This window comes from Caloramator sp. ALD01 (assembly GCF_000472625.1).
Classification (GTDB): domain Bacteria; phylum Bacillota; class Clostridia; order Clostridiales; family Caloramatoraceae; genus Thermobrachium; species Thermobrachium proteoclasticum.
Genome location: NZ_AXAA01000022.1, coordinates 15,288 through 37,139 on the forward strand (window position 1 = coordinate 15,288; position 21,852 = coordinate 37,139).

A 21,852-nucleotide genomic window follows, 5' to 3' on the forward strand; every position below is an offset into this window, starting at 1 on the left:
AATTTATCCAAAATCAAATTTAAGGAAGGGAGGTTGTACTGATGACTATAAGAATATTTTTATCAAACAAATTGAATATTTTTATACATTTGGTACAGCCTAACCTTAATGCGTCCAATTGAGCTTTTACCCTTTTGTAAATCCGGTCATAGGTTTTGTACCTATGGCCTTTTTTATTTGTAGTTGGAGGTGATAATATGTTTTTTAAATTTATGAAGGGATATAGGTTAAAATACATCTTTGCAAGTATATCCATCATAATTTCATCCTTTTTGTCGGTAATCATACCCATCATTATTAAAACAAGCATTGATTCTATTATAGGAGATAAAAAAATTGAAGGTCGGATTATACTATCTTTTTTTAACCTTCTTGGAGGAAGGGATTATTTAAGAGAACATCTTTATATTGTTGCCCTACTTATAGTTTTAATCACAGCACTTAATGGACTTTTTATGTATATAAAGGGGAAATGGGCAAGTGAGGCTGCAGAGGCTACAGCAAAAAATTTAAGGGACAGCCTCTACAGCCACCTTCAAAGGGTTTACTACAATTTTCACGTTGAGGCAAAAACCGGAGACTTAATTCAAAGATGTACATCAGACGTTGAAACAATAAAGAGCTTTTTGGCTGTACAGTTTGTTGAAATAGGAAGAACCGTTTTTATGGTTTTATTTATACTCTCTATTATGTTTTACTACAATGCTGCATATGCCTTAATTTCAATATCACTTATTCCCTTTATATTTGCTGCCTCCTATATATTCTTTAAGAAGGTAAAAAAGCAGTTTCAACTCTGCGATGAGGCAGAAGGCGAAATGTCTGCAGTACTTCAGGAGAATTTAACAGGTGTTAGGGTTGTTAAGGCCTTTAATCGTGAAGAGTTTGAAATTGAAAAGTTTGAAGAAAAAAATAGGACGTATAGGGATCTTCTTTTAAAACTTATGAGGACCTTTGCCTACTTTTGGTCTTCATCTGATGCTATGTGTATACTTCAAACCTTCTTGGTTGTAGTGTATGGTGTTTATCTTGCATCAAAGGGAGCTATAACACTTGGAACACTTATAATATTTATAAGCTACATAGGTATGCTTCTTTGGCCAATAAGGCAGCTTGGAAGAATATTATCTGATATGGGTAAGAGCTTTGTTGCAATTGCGCGTATAAACGAGATTTTAAAGGAACCTGTTGAGGATTCTAATACTGGATTAACACCAAATATTGAGGGAAATATTGAATTTAAAAATTTATACTTCTCCTACAGGGATGGTAAGGATGTTTTAAAGGACATTACATTTAGTATAAAAAAAGGTGAGACGATTGCAATAATTGGGCCTACGGGTTCTGGTAAGTCCACCTTAGCATATCTATTACTTGGACTTTATGATTATAATAGAGGTTCCATTGAACTTGACGGTGTTGAACTTAAAAATATAAACAAAAACTACCTAAGGCAGAATATTGGACTTGTGTCACAGGACTGCTTTCTCTTTTCAAAAACTTTAAAGGAAAACATAGCAATTTCAACAAAAAATGTAGAGGATGAAAGGATATTTGAAGCAAGCAAAATTGCTGATATACACGATACAATCTTATCCTTTGAAAAGGGATATGAAACACAAATTGGTGAAAAGGGTGTTACATTATCTGGAGGTCAAAAACAGAGGGTTGCAATCGCAAGATGCGTTATAAAGGACTATAAGGTACTAATATTTGATGATTCCTTAAGTGCAGTTGATACAGAAACTGAACAACATATAAGAAATCGACTTAAAGAGAGGAGCAAAGATACCACAACAATCATAATAACCCACAGGCTTACAACTGCCCACGAATGCGACAGGATAATTATACTTGATAAGGGGACAATTGTTGAAATGGGAAGCCACGACGAACTTATAAAAAAAGGTGGCTTCTACAGGAGGCTGTGGGATATTCAAAGTCAGCTTGATGAGGAATAAGGTGGTGATTTTATGGAGATTAGAGAACAGGAGTTTAAAAAGAATTTTGATTTGCATCTGTGGAAGAGACTCTTTGATTTTTTAAAGAAGTATAGAAATTCCGTATGCTTTTTAATTATTGTTATGATTGGGGTTGGAGTCATAGATGCAACCTTTCCAATATTAAATAAATATGCTATCGATAATTTTGTTAAAAACAACTCACTTGATGGTTTCTACAAATTTATATTAATCTATTTAACGCTTATTGCAGTTCAGGTGTTTAATGTGTGGTGGCTTATTGCACTTGCTGGGAAGATTGATATGGGGCTCTGCTATGATATCAGGAAAAGTGCCTTCAACAAGCTTCAAAGGCTCTCCTTCTCCTACTACGACAAAACACCCGTTGGCTGGATTATGGCAAGATTAACATCTGATGTTGCAAGAATTGGAGACACTTTGGCTTGGGGCATTGTTGATTTTATTTGGGGTATTGCAATTATGGGTTCCATTGTTGTATATATGTTTATTCTAAATGCAAGGCTTGCTCTTATAACCTTAAGCGTTGTACCCCTTCTTGCAGTTTTGAGCATCTATTTTCAGAAAAAGATTTTGTTTGAATACAGAAAGGTGAGAAGAATAAATTCACAGATAACAGGTGCATTTAATGAAGGCATAATGGGAGCAAAGACCTCAAAAACACTAAATATTGAGGATAAAAATATAGATGAGTTTAAGGGTTTGACAAAGAGTATGTTCTCATCATCGGTTAGAGCTGCTATTTTATCCTCAATCTATATGCCCCTTGTTATGACTCTCGGAAGCATCGGTACTGCCCTTGCTCTAAACTTTGGAGGAAGGAGCGTAATGCTAAATACTATAAGCTTTGGTACCCTTGCTGCATTTATATCCTACTCTATTCAGTTTTTCGATCCAGTTAGAGAACTTGCAAGGGTTATGGCAGAATTTATTTCTGCACAAACTGCTGCAGAAAGAGTTATATCTTTAATTGATACTGAGGTTGAAATTAGAGACTATGAAGGGCCTTCAAAAATAAATAAGATAAATGGAGATATTGAGTTTAGAAATGTTTCATTTTCATATAAGGATGGAGAGGATGTACTTGAGAATTTCAACCTTAAGGTAAAGGCAGGTCAAAGTATTGCACTTGTTGGCGAAACAGGATCTGGAAAAAGTACAATTGTTAATCTTTTGTGTAGGTTCTATGAACCAACAAGAGGAAGTATTTATATAGATGGAATGGACTATAAGTCTATACCTCTGTCAAAACTTCATTCAAGCCTTGGATATGTACTTCAAACACCGCATCTTTTTAGTGGTACAATAAAGGAAAACATTCAGTATGGTAATTTAAATGCAAGTTTTGAGGAGATTATTGAGGCGGCAAAGCTTGCCAATGCCCACGAATTTATTATGTCACTTGAAAAGGGTTATGATACAGAGGTTGGTGAAGGGGGTTCTAAACTATCTGTTGGACAAAGACAACTTATATCAATTGCAAGGGCTATTGTTGCAAACCCAAGCATATTTATATTAGATGAGGCAACCTCCTCTGTAGACACTGAAACAGAACATATGATACAGCAGGCAATTTCAAAGGTTTTAAAGGGAAGAACAAGCTTTATAATTGCCCACAGACTCTCTACAATAAAATCTGCAGATAGGATACTTGTGATAAAGAATGGAAAGATTATTGAAGATGGAAGCCACAGAGAGCTTATGAAAAAGAGGGGATACTATTACAGGCTTTATACAAATCAGTATATATTAGAGCAGGAGAAGAAAATATTTGGGTAAACTAAGGCTCTATGAATTACTTCATAGAGCCTTAGTAACTTATATTTTTATTTACTGTACATCTTTATACGGTCTAAAACTCTTTGTGCATCCTTGCCGGTTAATGGAGTTGGTTGATAGTTATTTCTATATTTTACGGATGATACAGAGCAAGGTATTATTTTATAGGATTTACTATCAACAAGTTTGCCTTCTTTAAATTTGAAGGTTTGTTGGTATATAAATGTATCTTTATCAAAGGGATTTTTGTTTCCTCCAAAACAGAAGTTTCCCAAACTATATATTATTTTTTTACCCTTATACTCCTCTATTCCTTGAATTACGTGTGGATGATGTCCTAACACCAAGTCTGCTCCACAATCTATTGTAAATCTTCCCAAACTCTTTTGTGTTTCATTTGCATAGTAATTTTTCTCTTCTCCCCAGTGGAAATTCACTATAACAACGCTTGCTCCCTTTGATTTTAAATATTTTATATCGTTTTTTATTGTATTTCTTAATGCTTTTGAGTCTATTCTACCACTATATCCTAAAAGTCCAAGCTTAATTCCCTTTACCTCAACTATTGTTCTATTTTCTCTTCCAAAGTATTTTATTCCACTCTTTTCTAAATAATACACAGTATCTTTATAGCCTTTTACTAAATAATCGTATGTATGATTGTTGGCAAGGTTTACTGCTTCGATGTTGCCTTGTTTTAATATGTTTGTAAACTCTGGCAGTCCCTTAAATCTATAATCCTTTTCTGCCATTTTTGTTGCATTAGTTAAAGTCCCCTCAAGATTTACTATTGTTAAATCGTCCTTTTCAAAAATATGCTTTACATTTTTAAAGAAGTATCCATAGTTTTTATTTTGCTTATAAAATTCCTCCATAAAAGAATTTTTATATCCTCTACTTAAATCTGAACCTAATGTGCAATCACCTGCTGCAGATATTGTAATTTCAACTACTTCATTTTGTTCCTGTGAATTGTTATTATTTTGTGCAAAGGCTAAGTTAAAGTTTAAAAAACACAATAATGACAATAAAATTAATGCAAATTTGATTTTTTTGTTTTTCATATTTTCCAACTCCTAACAATCAAAGTATTCAATTAAAATTTTATCTAAAATAAATCAATCGCCATTTTTTATTATTTCTACATCATCTGCTGGATAAAGTTTTAAGCTAATCTCTCCTGCTGCATCCCTACCTACAAACTTTATCCTACCTTTTCCCTTTACAACATCTAAATCTACGCTTCCCTCAAGAGTGCCTTCTAAAATTTTTGTTATGTTATTGTTAGCATCTATGAATACAACTTTAAAATTTCCCCTTTTTATTTTAGAATTAAAATCTATTTTTATTTTGGAATTATTTTGTGCCTCAACATAGTATATAGTCTCCATACCGGTAAAGCTTCCGAATTTTATTGTTGTTTTGTTGTTAACAGTCATCCCACTTCTTAATCCATAGGTATAGCTGTCTCCATCAGATACTATCTTCTTATCGTCATCGTATAGACTCCTTTGATATGCTGTACCTTTACATCCAGCTGTAAATAGAAGAATTAAAATGGATATTAACAATACAATATATTTATTTTTTGACCTTCCCATAAATAACCTCCCTATTACATAAGATAACACTATATGTTACGAGCTTTTTTAGATAAATATTCCATAACCTTTTTATATAATATTTTATGTACTTCTGGGTATGTCAAATTATCTGGAGTTTTTATAAAAAAACCTACCTCTTCTATTTCACTTTCGGGTAAACTACCTATTTTCTTAATTTCTGCGTAAAATAATCTGCTGTACGTTGTTTTTTTATTTGAAGTAACAGAGTAATCGCATATAGGTTCAATGTTATAATCAATAGCACCCGTTTCTTCAAACAACTCTCTTTTTGCTGCTTCATCAATAGTTTCAAATTTTTCCTTATGTCCTACTGGCATCTCCCAAGTATCTTTTCCCTTTTCACGAACAAACACCCACTTGTTATTGAAAGTAGTAAAAATATATACATAATTGAAACTGTCATCTTTAATACTTCCTAACTCAAAAAAAGTTACTTTCATAGATTAATTACCTCGTATTTAATAAGTTATACGTAATATAGCTGATATTTTTTTATATATATTCTAAATACAACTTCCTCAACAAAAGAAAATAACCCTGTTGTAATAAAGTATATACCTATTGCCACTGGTGCTTTTATTGTAATAAGTAGGCTAAAAATTATATTAAATATAAAGGTCGATTTTGTAGTCTCACTTTGTTTAAAAATTTTAAAATACTCTATATAGGACAATAGATTTGGACTTAAGGATACTAAAACATAAACAAAAGGAACAATATAATATCTATCTGGGAATTTAATACTACTTACCCAAGGAATTAATATAGATTGTGCTCCTATTGGCATTTTCAGAATAGCAAAATAGAGGGTTGAGATAATTGGAATCTGCAATAAAGTAACCAGACAACCAAACATACTTTTTGCACTTTCTTCATAATACTTTTTCATTTCGCTTTCCAACTTGCTTGTATCATTTTTGTATTTTTCCTTTATTTCATTTAATTTTCTTGATAAATTCTGCTGCTTTAACATATTTATTCTTTGTTTTATTGATATCGGTAAAAGTAAAAATCTAACTGACATTGTTAAAATTATAATTGCAATCCCCCAGTCACCTGTAAGATTAAATAGATAGTGTAGCAAATAATTAAAAAGATTTGATAAAATACCCATATAACCACTCCCATATTTTGTTTGTTTTTAAATATTATTCAATTTATATATACCTTAATTATATATATTTCATTTATAGATGTAAATATTATTAAAAAATAATATACAGGCTATTGAAAAAGTTATGTATTGATTAGCCCCATGAAGGATTTCTTAGGCATTCGTTCATTTCGCTAATCAATTCTAAGCTTTTCTTTGTCTGAAAAAGTCCTACCCTCGCGATGCCATCATCCTGATGGCCGCTCGGCTCGGCACGTCCTGTGCCGAATTACGGACTTTTCCAAAGTCGAAAAGCTAAGAATTGCTAAAGCTCATGAAATATGCCAATTTGAAATCCTTTCATGGGACTTTTTTCATACTTTAGCTAACAAGTAGATTTGTCAACAATCTGAATATTATTAAAAAATAATATAAAAATATTTGTAAGACTTTTATCAGTTTATTTCCTTAAAATCATATGCCTTTGGGGTTTTATTGTTACGTCTGTTACCACAATCCCTTCCCTTTGGGATAAAATGAAATCAACAAAAGCTGCTACTTCTTTAGCTTCTATGTAGGTATCCTCTTCTTGTCCCTCTTTAAAATTTGCACTTCTATAGAAGTTTGTCTTTGTCATATCTGGATGAATTGTTATAACCTTTACTCCATATTTTCTAACTTCATCAAATAGGCTATTTGCAAAATGAGTAAGCCCTGCCTTTGTTGCTGCATAGGCACAACCATAGGTACTCGATTTTTTAGCAGTTATTGAAGATATGTTTATTATATACCCTTTATTTTTCTTCAAATCCCTAAGAAGCTGTTGTGTTAAAATTAGTGGCACCTCTAAATTAGTCTTTACCATTTCATCTATCTTTTTAGGATTTAATTCTTCGTGGGGACCAAAATATCCAACTCCAGCGTTATTTACTAATACAAAAACCTCTTCTTTTTTTCGTATTTCCTTTACTTTTTCACACAAAACATCAATATCCATTAAATTGCAAACTACCTTTATAAAATTTTCATTTTCATAATCTACCTTTGAAAAATCTCTACCAAATCCATATACTTTAAAGCCCTTTTCTATTAAAACTTTGCTTATTTCAAATCCTATTCCCGAGGATGCTCCTGTTACAATAGCCGCCTTCATCCTATCATCCCTTCATATATATATTTTTTCTTTTTCAACATACCTTGCAATTAAGCCATAAACATATCCTATCATATTCCTTGAAAGTTCCTTGTCATAGCTACAAACTCCCTCTACAGTATCATAGGGGAAATTTAAAACAATTGAATCTGGTCTTTGTTTTCTCATCCTTTTTAGATAGTCCTTTGAAACCCTAAATAGACCAATACTTACATCATATATTTTATCTGCATCTATATTACTAAAAACTTCTTCTATCAAATCTCTATACTCATCTCTCCAATTTTTTATATACAAAATTGGGTCAAAACAAAGCCTCACTCTAAAGCCCCTATCTAATGCTTCCTTAATGCTTTTAATTCTTCTTTTTAAATTTGGGGTTCTATGTTCATACTTTTGTATTACCCCCTCTGGAGAAAGTGTCCAAGCTAATATTATATTATCTTGGGGCTGAATGTGCTTTATTAAATTAAAATTTGCACTTTTTGTTCTTATTTCTATTTTTAAATCACTATTTTCCTTTGCAAATTCTATAAATTTCTTTACATAATTTGTAAGTCCTTCTAAGGCCAAAAGGTCTGTATCATAGGATATGCAAAGATATAAAGGATGCATACTTAAAAGTCGGTTTATCTCTTTAAAATAGTCATCTAAATTAACAAAAATAACAATATTTGCGGATGTGTACATACCTTGTAGGTAGCAGTACTCGCAGTCATATATGCAGTTCATCATAATTGATGTATAGTAAAAATGCTTGTTTCCAAAATCCTCGCATACATCTGCACCCTTATATATCAAATTGTTCTGTTTTACCGCAAGAATGAGCTTTGGACTCTTCTTTTGAAGATAAAAATCCTGATTTGCTCTTGAGAATATGTCCTTGTAATGCTCTATCTCTATTACTTTTGATTCCTTAAACCTTTTTAAAATTTCCTTTGTCAATTCATATTCCATCGCCCTTTTTTCAACATAAATATGGGAAAAGGCTCTATTTAATAATCCTTCTTTTAAGCTCTGCAAGATGCATCTTCCCTTCATTTTTTGATTTACATTCTATTTTCAAATATATATCTATAAGTTCTGTTATATCGTTGTCTAATAGTTTGTGATAAATCATAAGCTGCCTAAACTCATTTTCCATTGTAGCAGACATCTTTAGGTTTTCTGATACTTTTTTTATAAGTTCCTCTTCGGCCTGTGTTAGAACTTGCCTACTTTTGATAAAATTGTCTTTTATGTAATTTATCCATTCTATCACTCTATGTATATTTTTTTCTACAACTTTTAATACAAAATCCCTATCTATATTTTCTGTGCTTAGATAGTCAGATACTACTTTTATAAACATTATTTGGTGAGGCTTAAAAAATACCGATGCTGCCTGATATAAAGAAGAGGCCTCCATATCAACTAAAAGTTCATCAGACTCCCCTTCATTAGCAACCTTTGAAAAAGTTTCAATACTACCCTCCTTAAAGGGATGCTTAAAAAGTAGGTCGGAATAATAGGTAAACTTGGTATCGTTATCGGTTATTTTGCTACATAAAAATACTTCTCCCTGCTCAATTTGCTTATCTTTTGTACCACATACGCCAAAGTTTATATAGAGGTCATTTTGGGTAATTTCCTGTCTTGATAAAAGATAAGTTAAGGCAACTGCAGACTTTACTTTACCAACACCCGTTATTATTAATGTAACTTCATCGTTTTTAAAAACCTCAAATTTATTTATGCTGTTATCTCTTTTTAAGCCTAATCTTTTTATTATTTCCTGTGCCTCTATGTACATTGCAGTTGATATGTATATCATCTTTGATACCTCACTTTTTAAATGGCATCCGTATAACTTATAACTTTTTGTATTATATATCCAATTCATATTATAATACAAATTAATGTTAATATAAAATCATAAATATGTGGAGAAAAATCCTCGAATTACTTATAATTAATTATAATTACTTATAATTAATTGACATTTTACTTATATTGCATTAAAATTATATTGTAAAATACTTACTGAGGTGGTTTATGTTTCAGGAAGAAAGAATGCAGCATATATTAGAATATCTTCAGGTAAATAAACGTATTAGTGTTGAGGAAATATGTAAGCTATATAACGTGTCACGTGATACTGCAAGGCGGGATTTGGTTAATCTTGAGAAAAAGGGACTTATTGTGAGAACACACGGGGGAGCAATTCTGCCTCCTACCCACGAAAGGATAAAACCATACAAAGAAAGACTACACTTTGACGTTGAAGAAAAACATAAAATTGCAAAGGTTGCAGCTTCCCTAATTAAAGAGGGAGATACAGTTATATTAGATACTTCTACAACAGTTCAGGCCTGTGCAGAACTTATGGAGGATATTAATTGCAATGTTATTACAAATTCTATCAACGTTGCAGATGTTTTGTCTGCTAAAGTTAATGTAAATACCATTTTATTAGGTGGAAAGCTAAACCAAGAACACAGGTTTTTATACGGCCACAACACTATTAATATGCTATCAAACTATTTTGCAGATAAAGCCTTCTTAGGTGCACTTGCTATTACAAAGAATGGAATATTTGTTGCTGATGATGAGGATGCTGCTGTTATGCAAAGCATCATAAAGCAATCAAAGGAAACTATTGTTTTAGCTGACCACACTAAGTTTAGTAACACTGCTGCCTTTAGGGTATGTAGTTTATCTGAAATTGATATTATAATTACCGATAAAAGTCCAAATGAAGGATTTATAAAAACCCTTAAGGAAAATGGAGTAAATCTTATTATAGCAAAATAATGGAGGGATTTAATTGAAGCTTATTGTTTCTGATTTAGACGGTACTTTGCTTAATTCTAAGCACGAAATAAGCAAAGAGAATGTAAAGGCTCTAAGGACTGCAAAGGAAAACGGATATGAAGTTGCAATCGCAACTGGCAGGATATACACTGATGTATTAAATATATTAAAAAAGGCTGATATTGAGGCACATATAATTTCTGGAAATGGCTCAACAGTCCACACCATAGAGGGTAAAAAGATAAAAAGCTGGAGTATTCCAAAGGATGAGCTAAAAGCTGCTATTCATTGGTTAATAGACAATAACTTCTTTTTACAGCTACTTACGGATAAAAATGTATATTTACATTATGATTTTGAAAATACTATAAAGGAAGATTATAAGTTAGCCAAAAGTAACAACCCTAAAATAACTAAAGAATATATAGATATCACTATGAATTTAATTTTTTCACAATATGGAATTAAATATTTTAACAACATAGATGAGCTCTTAGATTCAGACTTAGAATTCTGCTGTATTTCTTCTATGTCCTTTGATGAAAACAAATTAAACTATGGTAGGGAATATGTTAAAAATTTTAAAGGACTATCCTCTGTTATATCCCATAAATATAACTTTGAATTGGTTTCAAAGGATGCATCAAAGGGTAATGCCCTTGAGTATCTTGCAAAGCATTTGAATATAAGCCTTAATGATGTAATTGCCTTTGGAGATAATTTTAATGATGTATCTATGTTTAAAAAGGCTGGCATTAGCGTTGCTATGGGAAATGCTGAAAATGAAGTAAAAAGAATGTGTCGATTTGTTACATTAACAAATAATGAAGATGGTGTTGCAAATTTTATATACAGACACCTTGAAAAAACTAATGCTGAATCCACCCCAGCTTGACCATTTGGGCGTTATGGGGGAATAAAAATAAGTGATATGGCTGCCATATCACTTATTTTTTAAAATCATCATTCAACTTTTCTGCAGCAATATCATCTAATCTTTTTTCTCTTAAATTGCACTTATTTTCCTCAACAAAAACAATATTAAAAATTATATCAATAACCCTAAAAGATAAAAGTATGAAATATACCATAATAAATAATAAAACCCCTAAAAATATTTTTCCATTATTTATGTTTGTTGTGTTAAAAAAATAATATTCATCATATTCTTTTAAATAAAACATACTTATTGTCCATATTAAACTCATAAAACCAATCATCAAAGGATATTTAAAATACTTACTTAACAACTTCTTTGACTTGTATTTATATATATACCTTACAATTTTTTCATCTTTTAAACTAAGTAGTATCGTCAAAGTAACCCCTAAAAAACCAATAAAAACAGATTGAATAGTTAATAATGCACTTAATAAGTTTTCAAAGTTTTTAGGATACAATATTTTATTTGGAGTTTTTACCATATATATTATAACAATTATTATTGATATACAAATTGGATAATATTTTTCAGTTTTTTCATTTTCAATTATTTTCTTAAACATATCAATCGACCTTACCTACCTTAAGATTTTCTACTAATTTTGCTCTTCGTTCAATATATCTTTCTTTCATTTTATCTATAATATATTCAAATCCAATACTTTGTCTTTCCTGTAATGAAAAAATGATATAATCATGTGCTTTATGTTCAAATAAGTCTATCAATTCTACTTTACCATCATCAGTTTCTTTGAATGCAACCTGTGCTTTAGTTATATTATTCCTATATAATATTAATTCTTTTATTGTATCAATTATTTTACTATTATCTAATCTTTTCTTATTATTTCTCCCTATTCCGATGTTTATTTCTCCTATAATTGCATCAAAATCTTTAAATTTATCAATAATAGCCCTGATGCCAATATTTTCACTTGGTACAAACTCTTCTAAGTTAGCAAATCTTACTGTAAATTTTTTTATACTCTCAGCTTTTGATAATCTTGATATAGTATCATTTAAAATTATAGGTCTAAATTCAATTGTTCCATTTTGATCTTGCCACATTAAATTTATGTAATTTTCAATACCACTTGGACTTAAACTATGTAAATTTCTCTGAACCATTAAAATATAATTTTTATTATCAAATAATATTGTAATATCTTCACCTATATACTCATCATCATCTAAATTTATGGGTTCTAATACTGTGTTTATCCTCCCTTTTAATGGTGGATTTTGTATTCTTAATCTTGCGAAATTTAAAAACCAAAAATCATTTTCAGCATCATAAAAAATTTTATCTAATCTTGCTTCATCATTATAATAAACTTTATTCCTGCTTTCTAAAGGAATATTTTTAACTTTATCTATCCATAATCGTAAATCAAAAAGATAATCATCCCCTTTATTATCAATAAAATACACCTGAAAATAATCAAATTTTATTTTTCTATTTACCCCCATTTTCAAAATCCTTTCCATTTAACTTTACATTTTCTCTAAACTACGTATTCAACACAACATTAAATTTTCCTTCTGTTATAAAATAAAAAATTAATATTTAAAAATAAACCATTATAAAAACTTAACAATAAAAGAGCCTAATCATTTATAAAAGACTTTACCCTTTCAAAAGTTGATTCAGATAGTAAAAGTTTATACTTCCAATCCCATATATTTAATACTTTCATAATTCCTCCAATAATTAAAAATAATTTAATAAAAACCCTAAATAGCCTTCAATAGCTAAATATATTGTTTAAGTTCTAAAGTATTAGAAGATTTAGACTAACCATTTCTCAATAAAATTTGATATTTCCATATTTGATATTAAAATAAAGAATTTTAATTTATCTTTTTATAATGTATAGTATTCTACTTTTTATCACAAATTCCTTCTTTATATTTTATTTAATTCTATTATTTTACATACATCTCTTAAAATACCTTTTCTCTGCCTACAGAAACATATAGCAAATACATAAAAAATAGGGGCAAATTGCCCCTATCCTTTAATTTAATTATCTCCTCTCAACAAACACAACGCTTTCTACGTGTGGAGTTTGTGGGAACATATCTACTATCTTTAATGCCTTAACATCATATCCACTTTCCTTTAGCTGCTTTAAATTTTCAACTAATGTCTTTGGATTGCAGGAAACGTAGATTATCTCCTTTGGTTTAAAATTAATAACGTTCTTTAATGCCTCTGGTGTAACACCTGGCCTTGGAGGATCAAGAATTATAATATCAGGATTTTCGTCTATATTTTTAATTACTTCCTTTACATCCCCTGCAATAAATGTACAGTTATCTAACCCATTATACTTTGCATTATTGTTTGCTGCTTCAACAGCCTCTTCTATAAGCTCAACACCAATAACCTTTTTAGCATTTTTGGCAGCAATTTGTCCTATTGTTCCAGTTCCACAGTAAAGGTCGAAAACAACTTTATCCTTAGAGCTACTCATAAATTCTCTAACAGTAGAATACAGCCTTTCTGCACCTAAGGTATTAGTTTGGAAAAAGGAAAATGGAGAAATTTTAAATTTTAGTCCTAAAAGTTCCTCAACTATATAATCTCTGCCGTATAAAACTTCTACCTTATCTGGCTTTACTGCATCCGATAAGCTGTCATTTACAGTATGAATTATACCTGTAAGAATTCCATCATATATATTATTTTTTAAAACTTCAACATACTCACTTAAATTAAAGTCAAGCTGTGATGTTGTAACAAGATTTACTAATATCTCTCCGGTCTTTTTTGCCTTCCTTACAACAAGATGCCTTAAGTAACCTTGGTGGTTCATTACATTATAATGTGGGACTTCCTTAGATTTAAAATATTCAAGTGAAGATTTAACGATAGTTCTAAAATCCCTATCTACTAAAAGACAAGTTGTAGTTGATACTACTGCATTTCTTTTAACAGGAGTATGAAGCCCTAATGTAAGTTCTCCACCCTTTTCATAATCTCCAAAGGTAAACTCCATTTTGTTTCTGTATTCATAAGCATTTGGACTTTCAACTATTCCCCTATATTCAAAGCCTTCAATGCCTGCTTCTTTAAAGAGCTTTAGTACCTGCTGCTCCTTTAGTTGAAGCTGTTTATTATAATCTATAAATTGGTGAGTACATCCACCACATATACCAAAAACAGGACAAGGTGCTTCTATTTTATAATCTACTTCCTCAAGAACCTCTACTATTTTAGCCTCAACCTTCGTTTTCTTTTTTGTAATCCTTGCCAAAACCTTTTCTCCTATCAGAGCACCCTTTATCAAAACCTTTGTATCCTCATAGTAGCCTACTCCATAGCCCGGGAACTCTGTTTCAACAATTTCTACTACTATTTCTTGGCCCTTTTTCATTTAATTCCTCCTTCTTTCGTGTTTTGCATATATACCATATACGTTTTATTATGCTTAAAGCATACAAAAATAAGTTCTTGTATTACATACTCAATATATAATAGAAAATTTTATATAACCACTTATTACCTATGAATTATCTTATGAAGTTCGTGTATACCTTCTTTTCCTTTTCTGGTTTCTCTATATTATCCTTCCCATTTTGTATAAGTTTTAATAGGTATGCCATATTCTTGCCAAGTACCCTCATTATTTGTACTCCTTCTTCATCCTGCAAAGCTTCCCCTGCTTTTGCACCGTGGATTACGTTCCAATAGTTAGTTGAAGGCATTAACATTTCTGCATAGTTTATGTAATTGTTTAATTGGTTGAAGGTAGAAACTCCACCAGAACGCCTTACTGCAACAACAGAAGCCCCTACTTTATGCCTTAAGAAGTTTCCATTTGCAGAGGCAACATAAAAGGCTCTATCTAAAAATGCCTTCATTGTTCCTGCTATTGATGAAAAATATACAGGCGAACCTAATATTATTCCATCTGCCTCCTTCATCTTTTGAATCCAGTCATTTACTTCGTCGTCTATTATACATCTTTCATTTTTGTTTTTATAGCACATACCGCAGGCAATACATCCCCTTATCAATTTATCCCCAACGTAAACTATTTCTACATCTATTCCTTCCCTTTGTAATTCTTCTTTAACTATACTTATAGCTTGATATGTATTTCCTTCTTTTCTTGGACTCCCATTAAACGCAACAACCTTCATTTTAACAACCTCCAAATTTTTATTCTATATTATCCTCTATAAAAGGTCAAAGGGCAAGTTTTAACTTTAAACTTAGCCCTTTATTTTATGTTTTATTTGATTCTATAGGCTACTATCTTACTATACATCATTTTATTACATTTTGGTAGTAGTTTTTTAATACCCCTTCATATTTTAATTCACGAAGCATCTTGGCTTATGTTTGTAAAAACTGATTTGTATTAACATAATTTGGATAATGTCACATTTCACCTGGGTGCGAGACCTCCGAAAAAATCAAATTATTTTTAAAAACATACTATATATAGTTGCACATATTATCTTTTATATACTATATATAGTGGTGGCGATTTTTAAGGTATCATTTTTTCGGAGCTCTTGGTGCCACTTATATGGAATTTACTTCCTTTATAAAGAATAAACTTATAGTTAAACCGGCCAATACAATAGATGTAGCCAATAGTAGTAGGTTCATTGTTATAATATCAGCAAGTGCTCCTCCAAAAAGCATACCAAGAGGCATAGCCGCCATAGATAAGGTATTAAGCATTGCAGATACCCTTCCTAAGAGTTCATTTGGAATCCTTCTCTGTATGAATACACCAAAGGGTATGTTCATTATTGAGCTAAACACACCAAGCAATAGGGCTGTTATAACAAATATTGTAACCAATACTTTAGATACTATATATCCTTTTATAAAACTATTAACAACTAAATAGGCTACAAAGATTAATAAACAATAAACAATCATACCAATTTTTAAATAGCCATTTATCTTGTCCCTTTGAGGTATGCTTGAAATTATTGCAGCACCTAAAAGAAAACCTACTGATTCTGCAGCACCAACATAGGAATATTCTAATGCTGATGTTTTAGCTATTTGATTAAAAATATATGGTAGATAAACAGCAAATACTGGCACTAATATGAAATTAATGAGTGTTGCTGCCATCATAACAATAAAAACAGGTCTTTGATTTTTAATAAACTTAAATGTATCAAGTAGCTCTCTTATAAAATGTTTTTCTTCTCTTTTATCTATATTAATTTTGTTTTTATACTCTATAAACATTTCCGATATTCCACTTAATATATAGGATACTGCATTAAATATGAATATAAATTTTATACCCAATAATGCATATAATGCACCGCCTGCAACTAACCCAAATATATTAGATAGACTATTTACGGAGCTTGTTAATGAATTTGCCTTTGTTAGATGTTCCTCCTCAACTATACTTGGAACAAGTGAATTTGAAGCTGGTACAAATATTGCACCACATATACTTAATATAAAGGATGATAAATATAGAAGTAAAATGGATTCTATTTTAAAAAACATTAAAATACCAATAATAGCAACAGATATACCCCTTATTATATCCATCCAAACCATAAGATTTTTTCTGTTGTATCTATCTGCAATAACTCCGCCAAAGGGACTCATTACAACGTATATAATTGTACCAAAGGCCATATAGAAGGACATTTGTACAGCAGATTGTGTTATAGTAAGTATATACCAACCAATTGCCATATTATATATTACATCACCAAGCTGCGAAACCAACTTTCCTAAGAAAAGAAGCATAAAGCTTTTATTTAAAAATATACTACCTACTTTTCTATCACCATTTAGTTCTATTTCTCTATTCATACATATCCCCCATCATAATATTGTACTATCACCTATAAGTATTTCTTCCGTTAGTCTTAAAAGCTCCCTTACTTTATCCTTCTTTAGAGTAAAATATACTTTATTGTCTATTTTATTAAATCCCACTATATCTGCATCAAATAGAAAATTCATATGGTGGTTAACAGTTGCAGGTGTAAGTTCTAATATTGATGCAATTTCATATCCATAGTGGGGCTTTTTTGCCAAAAGCTTTATTATTTTTACCCTTCTTGGATCTGATAGGGCCTTTAAGAAATTATCCACCTGTTCGTTTTGTTTCTTTTTTTGAACTATTTTATCTGTATTTAGTCCAAGTACTACCCATCCTGCTTTTTGTTTATAATCGTGCATATTTATAATCCAGAAATAAAGCTCTTTAAAAAGGCTTATGTGAAAATTAATTTTATACTGCCAATCCTCATCTTTTGTTTTAAAGAAATCTAAGAGATATTTTTCCATAAAGTCCTTTGGATTGTCTAAAAATATCTTTTTATACTTATCAATTCCCCCTAAACAAATCTCTTCTACCTTCTTTTCATATTTAATATATATCTTTTCATAAAAGCTTCTAAATAAAAAGCTAATTCTATTTTTTGTTTCATCTGGATTTTTAAAAAGTTCTGATACTGATTCCTTTATTTCGTCATCCTCAACCTTTACACCCTCAATATATTCCTGCATTTTTTTTATATCATTTTTAACCTCATCCCATCCTTCGTGGTTTGTTGGTTCGTGAGAATTAATATACATTCCTCCTAAGTAATTAAAAAAAAGTGTTTCATCAGATTTGTCTATTACATCAAGTAGTGATTTTACATTCTCTACATCTTCAAAATCTGCAGAGTAGGCAGCAAGTATTCCTCCTATCATACATATTTTGTTGAAATATTCAATTTCTGATTTCATATATTTAGACAATGAATTATACATTTCATCATACAAACTTATATTTTCTTCAGAAATACTATAGTTTAAATCCTCAGCTAACTTTTTTAGTTCATTTAGTTTAGATATAGTCGTAAAGGCCATTGTAAATTCAAGACAAGGATTAAATATAAATTTAGTGTTTTTTATTATATTTTCATCTAAATTTTTCATAAAGTCACCTCTATAATTATATTAGATATTTATCTAATATAATTATATTCAATATATTTCTAAATGTAAACCTTATGATTTAAATTTAATAATTTCAAACAATCAAAAAGGTAGGTATTATATTAAATACCTACCCAGATTAATCTACAATATGTTATAAGTGATATGGATGCCATTAATATATTATTTTTGAAGGTATAAGGAATGTCCACGGCATTGTGATTATTGCTAATGTTAATGATATCTTATGCCTTAGGGCCCTGTCCTCAATTTTATTAAACACAAATCTGTAATTGAAAAAGTATATAAAAAATCCAGCAACTGCTATGCTTATTAATACTACAATTACAGCAAGTACACTTTCAAATGGGTTAAAATTTACACTTCCAACAAATCTCCAATTTAAATTGAATATTCCATCAAACATATTAACTAAAAAAATCACAAAAGCTCCTATAAAATCTGATAGAAATCCAAATCCCCAAACCTTTAGTATATGTTTTTTATAAAACTCCTTTAAATTTAAACCTGTTTCTGCAACCTTAAAGGCATAAAAGCATCCAATAACAACAAGTGAATCGATTATAAAGTTGCCCACCAGTGATATAATTATAAGCGGTGGTAAAAACATAAGCATCCATAGTGGTAAAATAATGTTGTAGAGTTTTACATTTTTCACAAAAACACCCCAATCCAAATAAAATATTTTGATAATTATAGCATAAATTTCTATTATTTTCTATGTTTTTGAATAATTTTTAATGAATATTTTTCTATTTAGATTTTTATAGTATCAATTTATATATTTATAAAACATTAAAGAGAGATTAAATTAAAAAGGGGCAGGTTAATTATCCTAACCTGTCCCTTTAATTCTTTACTTAGCCATCTTATGTTTTTCTGATTTTATTGCATTTGCGACAAAGAATGCAAGTCCACCAAACAATAGGGTACATCCATATACTGTCTTTTTACTCAACTGGCTTTAATCTTGCTGTGAAGTGTCTTAGCACCTTTGGTTCATATACAAATTCTAATCCCTTTAAGTATGGAGCCTTATCCTTTATTGAGATAAATGCGTCTGCTACAACATCCATATGATCGTTTGTATAAACTCTTCTTGGAATTGTAAGTCTTACAAGCTCAAGTGGTGACTCAAGCTGCTCTCCAGTTTCAGGGTCACGTCCTAATAAGAATGAACCAATTTCCACAGCTCTGATACCTGATTCTAAGTATAATTCGTTAACTAAAACCTGTGCAGGGAATTGATAATATGGTATGTGAGGAAGAAGCTTTTTAGCATCAACAAACACCGCGTGTCCACCAGTTGGATATTGAATTGGTATTCCACCCTCTCTTAATCTATCCCCAAGGTATTCAACCTGTGATATTCTATAGTCAAGGTAATCAAAGTCTACTCCCTCTCTTAATCCCCTTGCAAGGGCCTCCATATCTCTTCCTGCAAGTCCACCGTATGTTATGAATCCTTCCATTGGAACTGTTCTTGCCCTACATTCATTGAAAAGTTCAACATCTTCCTTTATTCCAAGCACCCCACCGATGTTTACTATTGCGTCCTTCTTTGCACTCATTGTAAATCCTTCTGTATAGGAAAACATTTCGTGAACTATTTCAACAATCGATTTATCTTGGTATCCCTTTTCTCTTTTCTTTATGAAATACGCATTTTCTGCAAATCTTGCAGCATCCATAAATACTCTTATGCCATATCTATCTGCAATCTCTCTAACCCCTCTTATATTTTCCATTGAAACAGGTTGTCCACCTGAACTGTTACAAGTTACTGTAATAAGTATGAAGGCTATTTCTTCTCTTCCGTGTTCCTTTATGAAGGCCTCTAACTTGTCTAAATCAAAGTTTCCCTTCCAATCATAGTATTCATCTGTTTTGAAGGCCTTGTCTGTTACAAAGTTTACTGCCCTACCGCCACTTAATTCTATGTGGGCCTTTGTTGTATCAAAGTGCATATTTCCAAGAACGTATTGTCCCTTTTTCTTTATAAGTGATGGGAATAAAACCTGTTCTGCTCCTCTTCCTTGGTGTGTTGGTATTACATATGGATATCCTATGATGTCTTTTACTGCATCAACAAGATTGTAGTAGTTTCTACTTCCTGCATAGGCCTCATCACCAAGCATCATACCTGCCCATTGATAGTCACTCATTGCACCTGTACCACTATCTGTTAAAAGGTCAATGTAAACATCCTCTGACCTTAGTAGAAATGGGTTATACCCTGCCTCCTTTAATGCCCTTTCTCTGTGTTCTCTTGTGGTGGTCTTTAGTGGTTCTACCATTTTAATCTTAAAAGGTTCTGGTTTTCTCTTTACTGCCATTTTATCACCCCATAAAAATTTTTTATTTTTATATTAAGTTTTAGCTAAGAGACATTAGAAGTTACAACTACATAAATCTCTGTTTTGTACATTGTTTAATTAGTACAATATAAACTTTTAAAAATGTTATAATACGATAAGCAAATTATTTAAAATAGATTTAATTAACCTTAATCCTTCTTTATATATCTATAAATTGTAGGTTCTGATATTTTTAGCTTTTTTGCAACCTCAGTAACTGCTCCCTTTAGGAGGAATACACCTTTGTTATTTAACTTTTGAACTATTTCTATCTTTTCGTCAGTTGACATTCTCTCTGGGGAAATGTTTATCTCCTCTATTGTTTTTTGAATTATAGACATTGCATAATCCTCAATTGGTGTGCTAAAGTCCTCCGAGATGGGCCCTTTTTCTTCAGCAAGGTTTCTCTCTGGACCTCCAGTTAATTCTGACAAAAACTTATTTAAAAAGTTTGCAGAACTTATAAGGCCGTCAAGGTTAAAACTCAATGTAAGAAGTCCTATTAATCTGCCCTCTTTATTTTTAATAAACAATACCGATGTTCTTGAGATTTTACCATCCTTTGTTTTTGATGGAAATCTTGTTATAAAGTCCTTATGTTTATACTGCTCTTCTTCTATTAATTTATTTAGTGTTTTAGTTAGAGGATCTCCAACCCTACGACCACTTAATGAGTTGTTACTTATTGCACATATTTCATTTTTGCTTTCTGTTAAGTCATACAGTGCAACTTCACAGTTTGAACCATAAACCTCTCCTAAAAAATCAACAATAGGAATAAATGTATTTAGTATATCTCTATCCGCCATAGCTGTCCCTTCTTTATAATAATTTTTTATTATGATAATAATTTTTTATTTCTTGATATTATTATATACGTAATTATTAAAATTTTCAATATTTTTAAAATAGGTTCTATAATAAATGTTGGGGCGTAGCCCCAGCATATTTTTTTACAAAAAAAATATGCACCTGTTTTAGATGCCTGGTAAAATTAAATTAACTACAAAAATATTACCTGAAAGGAGGCATCCTACAAGTGCACACTAATAATTGTATCAAAAATTTACTTGGTTTTAAAGATGTTATTATAACAAAAGTACTTGATAATGTTTGCTATGAAATTTATTTAGAAATGAAAAAGAAGCCTCATACTTGTCCTCGTTGTAATTCTGAAAC

At 30.8% G+C, this 21,852-nt stretch carries 20 protein-coding genes; 4 read left to right on the plus strand and 16 right to left on the minus strand.

The features are described from left to right. The first annotated feature begins 197 nt into the window (after positions 1 to 197). Both A3M9_RS0109165 and A3M9_RS0109170 read left to right on the plus strand, forming a co-directional pair. The gene (locus tag A3M9_RS0109165) at positions 198 to 1,961 is read left to right on the plus strand and encodes an ABC transporter ATP-binding protein (RefSeq protein WP_027308972.1); all 1,764 of its coding nucleotides are present in this window, start codon (positions 198 to 200) and stop codon (positions 1,959 to 1,961) included. A gap of 12 nt (positions 1,962 to 1,973) precedes the next feature. Then, positions 1,974 to 3,758 (plus strand): ABC transporter ATP-binding protein, encoded by a 1,785-nt coding sequence (locus tag A3M9_RS0109170; RefSeq protein WP_027308973.1) that lies wholly within the window; start codon positions 1,974 to 1,976, stop codon positions 3,756 to 3,758. Positions 3,759 to 3,805: 47 nt separating this feature from the next. On the opposite strand, the gene A3M9_RS13580 is transcribed toward A3M9_RS0109170, so the two are convergent. The 7 genes from A3M9_RS13580 to A3M9_RS0109205 all read right to left on the minus strand — a co-directional run bounded on the left by A3M9_RS13580 (position 3,806) and on the right by A3M9_RS0109205 (position 9,442). After that, positions 3,806 to 4,822, minus strand: coding sequence for a CapA family protein (locus tag A3M9_RS13580; RefSeq protein WP_035166274.1), 1,017 nt, complete (start codon positions 4,820 to 4,822; stop codon positions 3,806 to 3,808). A 54-nt stretch (positions 4,823 to 4,876) separates the two neighbouring features. Then, positions 4,877 to 5,359, minus strand: a complete 483-nt coding sequence (locus A3M9_RS0109180) for a hypothetical protein (RefSeq protein ID WP_027308974.1) — start codon at positions 5,357 to 5,359, stop codon at positions 4,877 to 4,879. A 29-nt stretch (positions 5,360 to 5,388) separates the two neighbouring features. Then, positions 5,389 to 5,823, minus strand: coding sequence for an NUDIX domain-containing protein (locus A3M9_RS0109185; RefSeq protein ID WP_027308975.1), 435 nt, complete (start codon positions 5,821 to 5,823; stop codon positions 5,389 to 5,391). A 26-nt stretch (positions 5,824 to 5,849) separates the two neighbouring features. After that, positions 5,850 to 6,497: a YidC/Oxa1 family membrane protein insertase gene (locus A3M9_RS0109190; RefSeq protein ID WP_027308976.1), complete on the minus strand. Its 648-nt coding sequence runs from the start codon at positions 6,495 to 6,497 to the stop codon at positions 5,850 to 5,852. A 439-nt stretch (positions 6,498 to 6,936) separates the two neighbouring features. Continuing rightward, a complete protein-coding gene (locus tag A3M9_RS0109195) occupies positions 6,937 to 7,629 on the minus strand; it encodes an SDR family oxidoreductase (RefSeq protein WP_027308977.1) in 693 nt (230 codons plus the stop codon). Positions 7,630 to 7,641: 12 nt separating this feature from the next. Continuing rightward, the gene (locus A3M9_RS0109200; protein WP_027308978.1) at positions 7,642 to 8,652 is read right to left on the minus strand and encodes a spore photoproduct lyase family protein; all 1,011 of its coding nucleotides are present in this window, start codon (positions 8,650 to 8,652) and stop codon (positions 7,642 to 7,644) included. After that, on the minus strand, positions 8,621 to 9,442 hold the full coding sequence (locus tag A3M9_RS0109205; RefSeq protein WP_027308979.1) for a hypothetical protein: 822 nt from the start codon (positions 9,440 to 9,442) through the stop codon (positions 8,621 to 8,623). The genes A3M9_RS0109200 and A3M9_RS0109205 overlap by 32 nt, the downstream gene beginning before the upstream one ends. 221 nt (positions 9,443 to 9,663) lie before the next feature. Between A3M9_RS0109205 and A3M9_RS0109210 the strand changes: the two genes are divergently transcribed. After that, positions 9,664 to 10,422: a DeoR/GlpR family DNA-binding transcription regulator gene (locus A3M9_RS0109210; protein ID WP_027308980.1), complete on the plus strand. Its 759-nt coding sequence runs from the start codon at positions 9,664 to 9,666 to the stop codon at positions 10,420 to 10,422. 13 nt (positions 10,423 to 10,435) lie between these two features. Beyond that, positions 10,436 to 11,317: a Cof-type HAD-IIB family hydrolase gene (locus A3M9_RS0109215; RefSeq protein ID WP_027308981.1), complete on the plus strand. Its 882-nt coding sequence runs from the start codon at positions 10,436 to 10,438 to the stop codon at positions 11,315 to 11,317. Between the two features lie 52 nt (positions 11,318 to 11,369). On the opposite strand, the gene A3M9_RS0109220 is transcribed toward A3M9_RS0109215, so the two are convergent. From A3M9_RS0109220 to A3M9_RS0109265, 9 genes are all read right to left on the minus strand, one after another. Then, a complete protein-coding gene (locus A3M9_RS0109220; protein WP_027308982.1) occupies positions 11,370 to 11,927 on the minus strand; it encodes a hypothetical protein in 558 nt (185 codons plus the stop codon). A 1-nt stretch (position 11,928) separates the two neighbouring features. Continuing rightward, positions 11,929 to 12,834: a DUF6731 family protein gene (locus A3M9_RS0109225; RefSeq protein ID WP_027308983.1), complete on the minus strand. Its 906-nt coding sequence runs from the start codon at positions 12,832 to 12,834 to the stop codon at positions 11,929 to 11,931. 557 nt (positions 12,835 to 13,391) lie between these two features. After that, positions 13,392 to 14,744: a 23S rRNA (uracil(1939)-C(5))-methyltransferase RlmD gene (rlmD, locus tag A3M9_RS0109235; protein ID WP_027308984.1), complete on the minus strand. Its 1,353-nt coding sequence runs from the start codon at positions 14,742 to 14,744 to the stop codon at positions 13,392 to 13,394. A gap of 136 nt (positions 14,745 to 14,880) precedes the next feature. After that, positions 14,881 to 15,513 carry a flavodoxin family protein gene (locus A3M9_RS0109240; RefSeq protein ID WP_027308985.1) on the minus strand — a complete coding sequence of 211 codons (633 nt, stop codon included), beginning with the start codon at positions 15,511 to 15,513 and terminating at the stop codon, positions 14,881 to 14,883. A 388-nt stretch (positions 15,514 to 15,901) separates the two neighbouring features. Further along, entirely contained in the window at positions 15,902 to 17,176 is a 1,275-nt protein-coding gene (locus tag A3M9_RS0109245) for an MFS transporter (protein WP_027308986.1), read from the minus strand. Between the two features lie 12 nt (positions 17,177 to 17,188). Next, positions 17,189 to 18,295, minus strand: a complete 1,107-nt coding sequence (locus A3M9_RS14240; RefSeq protein WP_027308987.1) for a helix-turn-helix transcriptional regulator — start codon at positions 18,293 to 18,295, stop codon at positions 17,189 to 17,191. A gap of 175 nt (positions 18,296 to 18,470) precedes the next feature. Further along, entirely contained in the window at positions 18,471 to 18,974 is a 504-nt protein-coding gene (locus A3M9_RS0109255) for a hypothetical protein (protein WP_027308988.1), read from the minus strand. Between the two features lie 292 nt (positions 18,975 to 19,266). After that, on the minus strand, positions 19,267 to 20,652 hold the full coding sequence (locus A3M9_RS0109260) for a tryptophanase (protein WP_027308989.1): 1,386 nt from the start codon (positions 20,650 to 20,652) through the stop codon (positions 19,267 to 19,269). Between the two features lie 170 nt (positions 20,653 to 20,822). Then, positions 20,823 to 21,482: a transcriptional regulator gene (locus A3M9_RS0109265; protein ID WP_027308990.1), complete on the minus strand. Its 660-nt coding sequence runs from the start codon at positions 21,480 to 21,482 to the stop codon at positions 20,823 to 20,825. Positions 21,483 to 21,852 lie beyond the last annotated feature (370 nt).

Excerpts from the sequence above, each read along its gene's own strand:
- A3M9_RS0109165 (WP_027308972.1), top strand. The coding sequence starts at position 198 with ATGTTTTTTAAATTTATGAAGGGATATAGGTTAAAATACATCTTTGCA.
- A3M9_RS0109170 (WP_027308973.1), top strand. The coding sequence starts at position 1,974 with ATGGAGATTAGAGAACAGGAGTTTAAAAAGAATTTTGATTTGCATCTG.
- A3M9_RS13580 (WP_035166274.1), bottom strand. The coding sequence starts at position 4,822 with ATGAAAAACAAAAAAATCAAATTTGCATTAATTTTATTGTCATTATTG.
- A3M9_RS0109180 (WP_027308974.1), bottom strand. The coding sequence starts at position 5,359 with ATGGGAAGGTCAAAAAATAAATATATTGTATTGTTAATATCCATTTTA.
- A3M9_RS0109185 (WP_027308975.1), bottom strand. The coding sequence starts at position 5,823 with ATGAAAGTAACTTTTTTTGAGTTAGGAAGTATTAAAGATGACAGTTTC.
- A3M9_RS0109190 (WP_027308976.1), bottom strand. The coding sequence starts at position 6,497 with ATGGGTATTTTATCAAATCTTTTTAATTATTTGCTACACTATCTATTT.
- A3M9_RS0109195 (WP_027308977.1), bottom strand. The coding sequence starts at position 7,629 with ATGAAGGCGGCTATTGTAACAGGAGCATCCTCGGGAATAGGATTTGAA.
- A3M9_RS0109205 (WP_027308979.1), bottom strand. The coding sequence starts at position 9,442 with ATGATATACATATCAACTGCAATGTACATAGAGGCACAGGAAATAATA.
- A3M9_RS0109210 (WP_027308980.1), top strand. The coding sequence starts at position 9,664 with ATGTTTCAGGAAGAAAGAATGCAGCATATATTAGAATATCTTCAGGTA.
- A3M9_RS0109220 (WP_027308982.1), bottom strand. The coding sequence starts at position 11,927 with ATGTTTAAGAAAATAATTGAAAATGAAAAAACTGAAAAATATTATCCA.
- A3M9_RS0109225 (WP_027308983.1), bottom strand. The coding sequence starts at position 12,834 with ATGGGGGTAAATAGAAAAATAAAATTTGATTATTTTCAGGTGTATTTT.
- rlmD (WP_027308984.1), bottom strand. The coding sequence starts at position 14,744 with ATGAAAAAGGGCCAAGAAATAGTAGTAGAAATTGTTGAAACAGAGTTC.
- A3M9_RS0109240 (WP_027308985.1), bottom strand. The coding sequence starts at position 15,513 with ATGAAGGTTGTTGCGTTTAATGGGAGTCCAAGAAAAGAAGGAAATACA.
- A3M9_RS0109245 (WP_027308986.1), bottom strand. The coding sequence starts at position 17,176 with ATGAATAGAGAAATAGAACTAAATGGTGATAGAAAAGTAGGTAGTATA.
- A3M9_RS14240 (WP_027308987.1), bottom strand. The coding sequence starts at position 18,295 with ATGAAAAATTTAGATGAAAATATAATAAAAAACACTAAATTTATATTT.
- A3M9_RS0109260 (WP_027308989.1), bottom strand. The coding sequence starts at position 20,652 with ATGGCAGTAAAGAGAAAACCAGAACCTTTTAAGATTAAAATGGTAGAA.
- A3M9_RS0109265 (WP_027308990.1), bottom strand. The coding sequence starts at position 21,482 with ATGGCGGATAGAGATATACTAAATACATTTATTCCTATTGTTGATTTT.